This is a genomic window from Acinetobacter sp. P1332 (genome assembly GCF_044057475.1).
Taxonomy (GTDB): domain Bacteria; phylum Pseudomonadota; class Gammaproteobacteria; order Pseudomonadales; family Moraxellaceae; genus Acinetobacter; species Acinetobacter johnsonii.
Genome location: NZ_CP171157.1, coordinates 645,705 through 658,400 on the forward strand (window position 1 = coordinate 645,705; position 12,696 = coordinate 658,400).

The window sequence follows — 12,696 nt, forward strand, 5'->3', positions numbered from 1 at the left end:
TGGGTTTAGAACCAATAAAAAATAAAGCTTAAAACCAAAATGACCACAGCCAAGACGATCCAAAGGTTGTGATTTTTTGTATGAAGCGCTTGTAGGTCTTGTATTGCATCGAGGTTATTCACTGCTGTGCTATGCGGGCTTTGTGGCTGTTGTTGTGTAAAGCTCTGTCCTTCAGACACAAGGGAGCTGCGGTGTCTTAATTCAGCGGTTGATATGCGTTGTTGTTGATGTCGTTTATGGCGATACATGCTTTTTAGTGCAGCATCATGCCGCTTCGTGAGTTCAGTCACGATCTCTTGTGCATCATCGTATTGAAAAGCGGTATGTGTGGCGATGTATTGAATGGCTTGAATAATTTTATTTTCTTCAACTAATACGATGACATCAAGGAGTTGTTCATTGGTGAGTTGTTGTATTTTTTCATCCATTTTTCGGTCCTATTCATCTGTATCTCTCTCTATTTTTGAAGTAAAACGACAGATTTTAAATATGGTTTTTGTAGCGTTTGTTAAAGCATTGGTATAAAAAAACCAGCATCACTGTGCTGGTTTTTAGACATCAAATTCAGGGTCAAATTTGATTATTTACATCATCATTTTTGGTTTCACGGATCATTAAGAACGCACATAAAGACAGTAGTGATGCCGCCGTGAGGTAGTAACCTACTGCGTGTAAACCGTAGGTGGTTGCAAGCTTGGTGGCAATGAGAGGTGCAAATGATGCCCCAAAGATCCCCGCAAGGTTAAAGGTTAGTGCTGAACCTGTATAACGAACGGATATTGGAAAAATTTCAGAGAGCACAGTACCAATTGGTCCATAGGTTAAACCCATGATGGATAAACCAATACACAGGAACAAGAACACAACAAGGGTACTGCCTGATTCCAACATGCTTGAGAACACTAAACCAAATAACGCCGCAGCAACACAGACAGCAATAGATGTGGTTTTACGACCAAATTTTTCCGCTAAAACTGCTGACAAGGGGATGAATGCAGCAAAGCACAGGGTTGCGACCAGTTGAAGTTGTAAGAACTGTTCGCGGGTGTAACCCAGCTGTTTGGTACCCCATTGCAAAGCAAATACCGTCGTGAGGTAGAACACCACAAAGGTACAAATGGCTGCAATGGTACCTAAAATCAACATGCCCCAGTGTTTGGTGATCACTTCTTTAAACGGAATGTTAACTTCTTTTTGCTTGTCTAAAACTTTCTGGAATGCAGGAGTTTCATGTAGTTGTAAACGAATCCATAGGCCTACAATCACCAGTAATGCACTCGAGATAAAGGGAATACGCCAGCCCCATGTCATAAACGCTTCTTCAGTCATAAAATGACCCAGCGTCAAGAATGAACCCGTTGCTAAAATAAAGCCAATCGGTGCGCCCAGTTGGGGGAACATGCCATACCAAGCACGTTTACCTTCAGGTGCATTTTCTGTGGCAAGCAATACCGCACCCGACCATTCACCACCTAAGCCGAGTCCTTGACCTAAACGACACAGCGCAAGCAGTAATGGTGCGGCAATTCCAATTTGTGCATAGGTGGGTAATAAGCCGATACACACGGTTGAAAGTCCCATGGTCAGCAAAGCTGCAACCAAGGTCGCCTTTCGGCCGATACGATCACCTAAATGTCCAAAGAGTGCAGCGCCAATCGGGCGTGCAATAAAGGCAATGGCGAAAGTTGCCAAAGACTGAATGGTTGCAGTCATTGGATCGGTACTTGCTGGAAAGAACAGGTACGGAAAAATAATGACAGCCGCAGTGGCATAAATATAAAAATCGAAGAATTCGATAGTTGTACCTACCAGACTGGCTGTAAGTACGCGGAATTTTGAGTTTACAGGCTGCTGTTCAGCAACAGCAGTATTTAATGACGCCATGGTAGACCTTACACTTAAAAAATAGTCGAACTGAGTTTTAAAAGCGTCATCTTTTTAAAAAAGGCGTAATTTTTTAAAAAAATACGAATGTTCCTCGGGCAGACTACGGAATTAGGGTTGCTAAAAAATGTAGTGTGCGCGGGTTATATCACGTAAAGATAGATGGACAGGAAATGTGATCCTGCACCAATCAATACAAAAATATGCCAGATAGCGTGCGTATATCTTACCTTTTTTAGCGCATAAAACAATGCACCGATGGTATAGGAAAGTCCACCAATGATTAAAAAAGTCAAAGCTGGTTTAGATAAAAAGCGTTGCATATCATCCATTACCAGCACAGCCAGCCAACCCATGAGCAGATAAGCAATCAGTGAGATTTTTTCAAAGCGATGAATGAAAACTAACTTGAATAGTGTACCAATGAGTGCAATCACCCAAAGTGCAATGAGTAGGTAATGGGCTTTTTGCGTGGGCAGTGCGATAGACAAAAATGGAGTGTAGGTGCCTGCAATCAGATAATAAATGGCAGTGTGATCTAATTTTTTATACCAGCCGCGAAGCTCTGGTGATTCCGCAAAATGATACAAGCTTGATGCGGCGAACAATAAAAATAGGCTCAAAGCATAGACCCACAGCCCGATCCATTGTGCTGTTTCTAAGTAAGACCCTTTGATAATCAATAAAATACCCGCTATGAGTGCAAGACCTGCACCAATAGCATGGCTAATAAAATTGATTTTTTCTTCAACAGGATCGTAGTTTACAACAGGGTGAGTGCTCATAAGTCATGTGCATTTTTATAAAATATACAACTGTATCGTAATTCAAATTTGCATTTAGCGTAAGACGCTTTAAAATTTAATCGCAATTCTTTTTTTGGTTTCTATTATGACCGTTTCGGTATCGTCCTCTGCACAAGAGCAGCAATTCCTTCAAGCCTTCCAGCAAGCGCTTGAATCTCAAAGTTTTGATCGGATGATTCTGAGTCAATATCAGGGTGAACTTGAGCAACTCGAGAAGATGACTTTTCGAGTCGTAATGTTGCAAGGACAGCCTGTATTGAGCTGTTTATATCGCCATAAAACCCAAGATGTCACCAAAAATTATTCATTAGACACAGCACTTGATACGGTAACTGCACTTTTGGCGCAGTGTAAACAAGCCAATCTGCTGACAACTGAACAAGAGTTGCAACTGAAGAAGAACAAGAAGAAAGCCATGCTGACGCAAAGTAAAAATAAAACGGTAACCAAAGCTGTTGAGCAGCAAGGTCATGACCGTGTCAAACAGCGTTTTGTAGATCAAGACAGTTATTTCTTACAGCCGCTTGGTATTACCGATGCAAAAGCGCAAATCATTCCCAGTATGGCGCGTAAGTGGAAACAGATTAATAAGTTTGTCGAAATTTTCTCAGGGGCACTAAGTCATATTCAACTGCCTGAACAACTGCGCGTGGTCGATTTTGGCTCAGGAAAAGGCTATTTAACTTTTGCTTTATATGATTATTTGCTGAAGCAAGATCTGAACCCTTTTGTGACTGGGGTTGAGCTAAACAGCAAGATGGTGGAGTTCTGTCAGGAGGTTGCGAACAAGTCGGATTTCCAGCAACTTGATTTTTTTCAGGGTGATGTTCGGACGTACCAACCTGAACGCCTCGATGTGATGATTGCGCTGCATGCATGTGATGTCGCGACGGACTTTGCGATTCATACCGGCATTCGTTTAAATGCTGAAATGATCATGTGTGCGCCGTGTTGTCATAAAGAATTGCGCCCACAGCTGAAAGCTCCGCTCGTGTTGCAACCGATGTTGCAGTTTGGCATTCATGCAGGACAGCAAGCTGAAATGCTGACCGATACTATTCGTGCCTTATTACTCAAAGCCTATGGCTATGAAACCAAAGTGTTTGAGTTTGTAGCACTTGAGCATACCAGCAAGAATAAAATGATTTTGGCAACCAAGCGTAAGGATTATCAAGCGCCCGATGTTGCAGTCTTGGCACAAATTCAAGCCTTGAAAGAGATGTATAGTATTCAAAAACACTCACTGGAATTGCTATTGAATAATCAATGGGATCAGCAAGATGTAGGCTGTAAATGCTGATCTGAACATCACTTTTTAGTGCAATGACCAATACAAAGATGATTTATAGGGAAATGAAAATGCCAAGCTTGAGAATTACGCACGGAACATGGGAAGAGTTGCAACAGGCTGCGAAAATGATTCGTGAACAGGTCTTTATTCAAGAGCAAAACATTGCTGCTGAAGATGAATGGGATGAGCAAGATGAAATCGCAGTTCATTTTGTGGTCTATGAACAAGATCAAGCCATCGCCACCGCACGACTTTTGCAAAATCATAGTATTGGACGTGTTGCAGTTTTAAAGTCACATCGTGGTTTGGGCGTAGGCAAAGTTCTGATGCAGGCGGTGATTGCATATGCTCAACAGCAACAGCATCCATTTTTAGTCTTATCCTCTCAAGTGCATGCGCAAGCGTTTTATCAGGCTTTGGGCTTTATGCAAGAGGGTGAGGAGTATTTGGATTGTGGTATTCCGCATATCCATATGCGTTTATCATCCATAAAAAAGCCCTGATCTTTCAGGGCTTTTTTATTAGTCACAGCATATTAGTGACCATGTTCAGATGACATTTTCGCATGTTCATCGGCATTCATACCGTGCTCATCAGAGCTTGCATGTTCTGTGGTATCTTCAGAAACTGATTGAGCTCTTGCTTCACGCGCTTCTTTATCCGCTTGCGCTTTGGCCATGGCTTCTTCAGACATCGCAGGCGCATTTTTAAAGGCATGTTGCTGAGAGTTTTGCTGCGTTTGCTGACTAGGCATATAGTCAGGCTCATTGGTGATCGCAAGGTAGAAGATACCTAAGAAAATTCCACTTAAAATGAAAGCAATAATCAGTGCTTTCCAACCCCATGGTGATTTTTCAGGAGAAGTATTGTCAGTCATGTGCAACAGCCCAATTGAATAAAAATAAATCTAAAACTATGTAACTTTATAACACAAAAAACTGCGTCGGGCTTGAAAAGAATGCACTAAAATAAGTCAAAATTAGATGCTGAATCAGCAGGTTAATTTTGTTGTGTGCTGAGAGTGCAAAAAAGGGATCTACCGATCCCTTTTTTAAGATTGAAGTTTTAGCGAATCTGACCCGATGGCACCGATTCAACCAGACGTTGTGGTGCTTTAAAACGCTCACCATATTTCGCTTCAAGTTGATTGGCACGTTGCTCAGCTTGCTCTAAACCATATTGATTTAAAAACTGAATTGCACCACCTGTCCACGGCGCAAAACCAATCCCAAAGATCGAACCGATATTGGCATCAATCACCGACTCTAGGACGTTCTCTTCATAACAACGTAAAGTATCTAGCGCTTGCACAAACAGGAAACGGTCAATCATTTCTTGTTCAGAAATATCTACATCTTTTTTCCAATGACTCAAACCCTCCCAAAGATGCTTTTTACCACCTTCTGGATAATCATAGAACCCTGCACCAGCAGCTTTTCCTTTACGGTTAAACGTGTGAATCATGGTTTCAATCACATCATCTGCACCTGACCGTGGTAAATCTTTACCCTCAGCTTGAAGCGCCTTACGCGTTTCATTGGCAACATGCTCAGAAAGCGTCAATGCAACTTCATCTTGAATGGCTAATGGGCCAACTGGCATACCTGCTTTGAGTGCTGCCATTTCAATACGAGCTGGATGTATACCTTCATGCAGTAAACGTAAACCTTCTTGAACAAAAGTACCAAATACACGACTGGTGAAGAAGCCACGACTGTCATTCACAACTATCGGAATTTTGCCAATTTGCTGTACATAATCATATGCTTTTGCCAAAGTTTCAGCAGAGGTGTTTTTACCTTTAATGATTTCAACCAATTGCATTTTATCGACTGGGCTAAAGAAATGCAGACCAATGAAGTTTGCTTGATCTTTCGATGCCTTTGCCAAACCAGTAATTGGTAATGTCGAGGTATTTGAAGCCATCACACCACCTTCTGCAAGGAATGCTTCGGCTTCTTGAGTGACTTTCGCTTTGAGTTCTTGATTTTCAAATACAGCTTCGATAATTAAATCACAGCCTTTTAAATCTTCCGCAGATGCTGTAGCTGTAATTAAACTTAAAACCTGATCACGTTTTTCAGCCGTCATACGACCTTGGGAGACCTTTTTATCCAGTAATTTTTGGCTATAGGCTTTACCTTTTTCTGCATTTTCTGCAGAAACATCTTTCAGTACAACGGGAACCCCTTTGATTGCTGTAGAGTAAGCAATACCTGCCCCCATCATACCTGCACCAAGTACACCAACTTTGCTTGCTTGCCATTTTGCAACGTCTTTAGGACGACTCGCACCTGCCTTAATTGCATTCATTCCATGCCAAAAAGTACCGATCATGTTTTTTGAAACTTGACCTGTGGCAAGATAAGTAAAGTAACGTGATTCAATAGTCAGCGCTGTATCTACATCGACTTGCGCACCTTCAACCGCAGCCGCCATGATTGCTTCAGGTGCAGGATAGCAACCTTTGGTTTTATCACGTAGCATCGCTGGAGCAATCGCCAGCATTTGCGCAACCGCAGGTGTTTTTGGATCACCACCCGGAATTTTATAACCTTTTACATCAAACGGTTGTTGTGATTTTGGATGTTCTTTTACCCAAGCGATGGCTTTATCCATCAACTCTTCAGGTGTTTCTGCAATGTCTTGAATTAAACCGAGAGATTTTGCTTTATCCACACCAAACTGCTTACCTTCCATTAAGAATGGAAAAGCATTTTGTAGACCTAAAAGGCGTACCATACGCACGATACCACCACCACCTGGCAGTAGACCTAAAGTCACTTCAGGCAAACCAAACTTCGTTTTAGGATCATTCAATGCAATACGTGCATGACAACCTAAAGCGATTTCCCAACCACCACCTAAAGCTGTACCATTCAATGCTGCAACGACAGGAACACCTAGAGTTTCGATATAGCGAAACTCTGCTTTCATTTTCTGAATCATTTCAAAAAATGGAGTGGCATCTTCCAAACGAGCTTGAATCAACTCATCCAAATCACCGCCTGCAAAGAAAGTTTTTTTCGCTGAACGGAAAATAATACCTGTAATAGACGTTTCAGATTTCAGTTTAGAAACAATATTTTCTAAAGCTACACGAAAATCTGCATTCATCGTGTTTGCTGATTGATTCTGAGAATCTAAAGTTAGAATAATAATGCCGTCGTCATTTTTTAAATATTGAATTGCGCTCATAAAGTTTTTATCCAAATGATTTTTTGAACTTGAAATGTATACTTCTGTATAGTTGTATGAATTTTCAGCATCGCAGAGTCATTCCAAATTTATTTTAATTTCGGGTTTAACCTTCGGTTCGACCTACCTTGCGAAACGTTGTTTCTCATTCGGTAAAAGTAGGCAAAACCATTGTCATACGCAAAACCTGTTTTAATGACTATTCCTATCGAAAGGATTGCAAAAACATTAGATTCAAAAAATGGGTAGGTTGCGTATGACTGATTTGTGTATCAAATGCTCAATAAAATTTAGGTGGTTATACCAACTCAATAATGGTCGCAATACCCATGCCACCACCCACACATAATGTTGCCAAGCCACGCTTTTTACCTTGACGCTCTAACTCATCCAGTAAAGTTCCAAGAATCATCGCACCTGTCGCACCCAGTGGATGTCCCATCGCAATTGCACCACCATTCACATTGACTTTCTCAGCAGGCACTTTTAATTCCGTCAGAAAACGCATCACCACTGATGCAAATGCTTCATTGACTTCAAATAGATCAATATCATCAATCGTTAAACCCGCTTTTGCCAATGCTTTACGAGCAGCAGGTGCAGGCCCTGTCAGCATAATGGTTGGATCTGAACCCACCAATGCGGTCGCCAATACTTTGGCACGTGGTTTTAAACCTTGTTCTTTGACCGCTTTCTCGGAAGCAAGTAATACAAGTGCCGCACCATCGACAATACCCGATGAGTTTCCTGCATGATGCACATGGTTAATTTTTTGTGCTTCTGGATATTGTTGTAATGCTATCGAATCAAAACCCATTGCGCCCATCATTTCAAAACTTGGATTAAGTTTTGCCAAACCTTCCGCTGTTGTTGACGGTTTGATAAATTCATCTTGATCTAAAATGGTCACGCCTGCTTTGTCTTTAATGGCAACCACAGATTGATTGAAATAACCCGCAGCTTGCGCAGCAGCAGCTTTACACTGCGAATTTGCTGCAAAGGCATCGACATCTGAACGTGTATAACCATCCAATGTTGCAATTAAATCTGCACCAATGCCTTGCGGAACAAAGTGTGATTTTAAATTGGTTTCAGGGTCTAATGCCCACGGCCCACCATCCGAACCCATTGCTATACGTGACATCGACTCGACACCACCTGCAACAACCACATCTTCCCAACCTGAACGTACTTTTTGTGCAGCCATGTTGACCGCTTCTAAACCTGATGCACAGAAACGGTTAATTTGCACACCTGCAACATCATTGTCCCAACCCGCAGCAATTGCAGCAGTTTTAGCAATATCACCACCTTGGTCTGCAATAGGCGTGACACAACCCAAGACAATATCATCCACTTTCGAGGTATCTAAATGATGACGATCTTTGAGTTCATTCAATAATGTTGTAAGTAAAGTAATCGGCTTTACTTCATGCAATGAACCATCTTTCTTTCCTTTTCCGCGTGGTGTGCGAATGGCGTCAATGATATAAGCCTCGCTCATAGCTGTTCCTTTTTATGACTTTTAAGTTGTTATGCATTTGAGTGTACAAATTAATGGCCGTGATGCAATGACTAGAACGGGTCAGGTCAGATGAGTCTTTTTGCCAATAGACTGAAGGTTGGGGCATAAAAAAACCCAAGACCGAAATCTTGGGTTTAGCAATGTGCCGAACCGTCGTCAAACTAAAAATTTAGTGGTAGCCGTGTAGTTGGCGATATAAACCGGGTGTGACCCCAGTCCACTTTTTAAAGGCGCGGTGGAAGGTACTGGTTTCACTAAAGCCTACTTGCTGTGCTACATCTTCTAAAGTCAAACCTGGGTTCAATAGTAGGTGGATTGCGGCATCACGACGTAATGCATCTTTCACGCCTTGGTAACTTTTACCTTCAGCAGCTAAGCGGCGACGTAGCGTTTGTGGAGATAAATACAACATAGAAGCCACATCATTCAGAGTTGGCATTTCCTCACCAATTTGACTCTTCAATACATCACGAATACGTGAAGTGAGTGAGTTGGTGTTTTTAAATTTCACCAGCAACTGTGCAGGAGCGGTTTTTAAGAACTCTTCTAACGTTTCTTCATTTTGACGAATTGGTAAGTCCAAATAATCTGCGGCAAAAGTGATTTCGGTACGTGGCATGTCGAACTGCATCACAGGTGCGAAGAACAGGGCATCGTACTCATCTGCATGAGTTGGACGTTCATAACCAAAGTGCACACGTTCCAGTGGCAAACGACGTTCAATCAACCACGATGCGAGACCATGCCAAATCATCAGCATACTTTCGGTAATGAAGTGATCTGGGTCCATCGATTTCGGAATTTGAGGAACAAGACGAGCTTCGTGCTTGTCGCGCTCTAATGTCACCGACCACTCATCGCCAAACAATTTATAAAACTGTGAAGACAGTTCTAAAGCATCACCTAAGGTTTTGGCATGAATAATCAGCTGACACATGATGGCAAATGTACCTAAACGACGTGGTTGCTTATCGAAGCCAACATGTTCGTCTTGGGTCACCATCCATAACATTTTAACGAAGCGAGTATATTGTTCTGGAGAAATACGGGCTTTATGTTGACGCAGCAGTTCTGCTTCAATACCTACATGAGAAAGTAATGTTTCGACATCCATGCCGAGACGTTTTACGCCAGTTAAAGCCGCATTGACGAAATGGATACTAATGGTATCACGGCTCATATTTAATCCTTCAGTCTCTTTTATATTCACTTGCGTTTGACCTAAATGACGCTAAAAAAAGTATTTTAGGCAATTTACACTAAAGTTTTTTGCCTTTTTACATGTTAAATTGCCGAAATGATCAAGGTAAATGGCTGAACATGACATTGTTTTGTTGCTTTTATATTTCTAAAATAGCTAAAAAATCAACATAAAAAGAGAAAATAAACATGGATATGGCATTGAAAGGATTGAAAGTTCTCGATTTTTCTACACTTTTACCCGGACCTTTTGCAACAATGTACTTAGCAGACCTAGGTGCAGAAGTGATCCACATCGAGTCTCCAACCCGCCCCGATCTGATCCGTTTAATGCCACCTTATGCCAATGGACAGGCCACTGCACATAGTTATCTCAACCGAAATAAGCATGCAGTGGCATTGGATTTGAAAGATCCTGCCAATATTGAACTGATCAAATCGAAAATTTCAGACTATGACATTGTGATTGAACAATTCCGTCCAGGTGTGATGCAAAGATTAGGACTCGACTATCAGACCTTATCTGAAATTAATCCACGCTTGATCTATTGTTCCATTACGGGTTATGGGCAAACAGGGGGGTATCAAAATAAAGCAGGACACGATATCAACTATGTGGCTTTGTCAGGGATCGCGGGACATAGCGGGCGACAGCACAGTGGACCACCACCAATGGGGATTCAAATTGCGGATATTGCTGGAGGCTCTTTGCATAGCGTGATTGGAATTTTAGCGGCAGTAATTGAAAGGCAGCGGAGTGGTTTGGGGCAGTATATTGATATTTCTATGACCGACTGTGTGGTGGGGCTCAGTAGCATGGCCGCAGCTGCGAGCTTAGCAGGACAGGAAAAACAAGGGCCTGAGCAAAGCTATCTCAATGGTGCGACTTTTTATGACTATTATGAAACCCAAGATGGACGTTATTTATCGATTGGGAGTTTGGAGCCACAGTTTTTATATGGGTTGGCCCAGATTTTAGAGTTGCCGATTGTGGCTGAAAAAGGAGCCTCATTGACAACCGAAGACCGTCAGGTGGTGAAACAAGCAATAAAAGACAAAATTAAAACCCAAGATTTTGCCACGTGGAACGCAATCTTTCAGCAGCAAGATGTCTGCGTTGAGCCTGTATTAAAGTTGGATGAAGCACTCAATTCGCAGTTGGCAAAAGATCGTGCATGGGTGGTTTCTGTACCTTTACAAGAGGGGAGTACAAAAAGCGAACAACAATTAGCTTGTCCAATTAAGTTTTCACGTTCAAAAATAAGATATGAATTTATAGGCAAACCACTTGGTTTTGATTCTTTATAAATATCATATAACGATAATTTGGATAGATTTAAAACAACAAAACGTCATAAAATGGGTTTTTATACAAATAAAGCGTATCATATCGATTAGTTGTAATTTTGTAAGAAAGGTCACCAATTATGAATAAATGTAAAAGAAGTTGGTGTTTGACGTTGAGTTTATTAACACTCAGCTGTTACCTACAAAGTGTGTATGCTGCAAATGCCTTTGAGGCACAAAGCCCTTGGATGCTGGGTGACTGGAATGGTCAGCGCAGCGCATTGCAGCAAAAAGGCTACGGCTTTAGCTTTGGCTATACGGGTGAAATGGCAACGTTGCTCGATGCCTCACATTCTTCAAGTCATGGTACCGAATATGCAGACCAGTTTGCATTTGATACGCACTTTGATTTAGACAAGATTTTGGGTTGGCAGGATACTGAGGCTCAAATCACCATTACCCAACGCAATGGGCGTTCACTTTCTCAAACATCCGATGCTTTAGATGGACACTTAAGCTCCACTCAAGAAGTGTGGGGGCGTGGACAGACATGGCGTTTAACCGATTTGTGGATTAAGAAAAAATTCATGGATCAAAAGTTAGACATCAAAGTTGGTCGTTTTGGTGAAGGTGAAGACTTCAACAGTTTCGACTGTGATTTCCAAAACCTTGCGCTCTGTGGCTCTCAAGTTGGTAACTGGGTTGGTGACCAGTGGTACAACTGGCCTGTCAGCCAATGGGCTGCGCGAGTCAAATATAACCTTCGGCCAGACCTGTATGCACAAGTCGGGGTGTATGAATATAACCCTGAAAACTTAGAGCGTGGCAAAGGTTGGAACTTAAGTACCGATGGTTCGCAGGGGGCCATTATTCCTGCTGAAGTGGTGTGGCAACCTGCTGTAGGTATAAATAAGTTACCTGGCGAATATCGTGCGGGTTATTACTACAGTTCGGCAGATGCCACAGACATTCAAAACCCACAGCAAACCTCACATAAACAAGGCGGCTGGGTCGTTGCCAAGCAACAACTCACAGCACATCATGGTGATGCTGCACGTGGTTTAACAGGTTTTGTGAATCTAACATTACATGATTCAGATACCAATACGGTTCGCGACATGCAGAACATTGGTTTGGTCTATAAAGGCGCTTTTGATGCTCGTCCTCAAGACGAAATCGCGATTGGCCTAGCCCGTATTAATATCAATGATGATGTCAATGACGCGAATATTGCCAATAACAGCGTCGATGCCCGTGGCTTACAAAGTGAAGAATATGATGCCGAGATTTACTACGGTATACATGCAGCTAACTGGTTAACCATTCGTCCCAATATCCAATATATCCGCCATGTAGGCGCGTATAAAAATGGTGAAAATGCATGGGTCGGCGGAATTAAATTCCAGACCGCATTTTAGTTTCTAGATCGATAAGTATTTGTCCAGCAAGGTTGATAAATACTTTTTACGGTTGTTCAAAGCATAAAACTGTTCGAAATAAGTCGT

At 42.0% G+C, this 12,696-nt stretch carries 11 protein-coding genes; 4 read left to right on the top strand and 7 right to left on the bottom strand.

The features are described from left to right. Positions 1-5: 5 nt before the first annotated feature. The 3 genes from ACFN7Z_RS03135 to ACFN7Z_RS03145 all read right to left on the bottom strand — a co-directional run bounded on the left by ACFN7Z_RS03135 (position 6) and on the right by ACFN7Z_RS03145 (position 2,669). Positions 6-428 (bottom strand): hypothetical protein, encoded by a 423-nt coding sequence (locus ACFN7Z_RS03135; RefSeq protein WP_010327454.1) that lies wholly within the window; start codon positions 426-428, stop codon positions 6-8. A gap of 142 nt (positions 429-570) precedes the next feature. After that, positions 571-1,884, bottom strand: a complete 1,314-nt coding sequence (locus ACFN7Z_RS03140; RefSeq protein ID WP_010327453.1) for an MFS transporter — start codon at positions 1,882-1,884, stop codon at positions 571-573. Between the two features lie 143 nt (positions 1,885-2,027). Then, on the bottom strand, positions 2,028-2,669 hold the full coding sequence (locus tag ACFN7Z_RS03145; protein ID WP_395442581.1) for a PAQR family membrane homeostasis protein TrhA: 642 nt from the start codon (positions 2,667-2,669) through the stop codon (positions 2,028-2,030). 106 nt (positions 2,670-2,775) lie between these two features. Between ACFN7Z_RS03145 and ACFN7Z_RS03150 the strand changes: the two genes are divergently transcribed. Together ACFN7Z_RS03150 and ACFN7Z_RS03155 are read left to right on the top strand one after the other, a co-directional pair. Beyond that, positions 2,776-3,990 (top strand): SAM-dependent methyltransferase, encoded by a 1,215-nt coding sequence (locus ACFN7Z_RS03150; RefSeq protein WP_279043895.1) that lies wholly within the window; start codon positions 2,776-2,778, stop codon positions 3,988-3,990. Positions 3,991-4,049: 59 nt separating this feature from the next. Beyond that, positions 4,050-4,484 carry a GNAT family N-acetyltransferase gene (locus tag ACFN7Z_RS03155; protein ID WP_279043894.1) on the top strand — a complete coding sequence of 145 codons (435 nt, stop codon included), beginning with the start codon at positions 4,050-4,052 and terminating at the stop codon, positions 4,482-4,484. A gap of 32 nt (positions 4,485-4,516) precedes the next feature. On the opposite strand, the gene ACFN7Z_RS03160 is transcribed toward ACFN7Z_RS03155, so the two are convergent. The 4 genes from ACFN7Z_RS03160 to ACFN7Z_RS03175 form a co-directional block, all read right to left on the bottom strand. Next, the gene (locus ACFN7Z_RS03160) at positions 4,517-4,858 is read right to left on the bottom strand and encodes a hypothetical protein (protein WP_279043893.1); all 342 of its coding nucleotides are present in this window, start codon (positions 4,856-4,858) and stop codon (positions 4,517-4,519) included. A gap of 188 nt (positions 4,859-5,046) precedes the next feature. Next, positions 5,047-7,179 carry a 3-hydroxyacyl-CoA dehydrogenase NAD-binding domain-containing protein gene (locus ACFN7Z_RS03165; protein WP_279698037.1) on the bottom strand — a complete coding sequence of 711 codons (2,133 nt, stop codon included), beginning with the start codon at positions 7,177-7,179 and terminating at the stop codon, positions 5,047-5,049. 298 nt (positions 7,180-7,477) lie between these two features. Further along, complete coding sequence (locus ACFN7Z_RS03170; protein ID WP_279698036.1) at positions 7,478-8,683, bottom strand: acetyl-CoA C-acetyltransferase; 1,206 nt, start codon at positions 8,681-8,683, stop codon at positions 7,478-7,480. Between the two features lie 190 nt (positions 8,684-8,873). Continuing rightward, on the bottom strand, positions 8,874-9,884 hold the full coding sequence (locus ACFN7Z_RS03175; RefSeq protein WP_125274303.1) for an AraC family transcriptional regulator: 1,011 nt from the start codon (positions 9,882-9,884) through the stop codon (positions 8,874-8,876). 209 nt (positions 9,885-10,093) lie between these two features. On the opposite strand from ACFN7Z_RS03175, the gene ACFN7Z_RS03180 reads away from it, so the two are divergent. Then, positions 10,094-11,212, top strand: a complete 1,119-nt coding sequence (locus tag ACFN7Z_RS03180) for a CaiB/BaiF CoA-transferase family protein (protein WP_125274304.1) — start codon at positions 10,094-10,096, stop codon at positions 11,210-11,212. Positions 11,213-11,331: 119 nt separating this feature from the next. After that, positions 11,332-12,609, top strand: a complete 1,278-nt coding sequence (locus tag ACFN7Z_RS03185) for a carbohydrate porin (protein WP_279043891.1) — start codon at positions 11,332-11,334, stop codon at positions 12,607-12,609. The last annotated feature ends 87 nt before the right edge of the window (positions 12,610-12,696 follow it).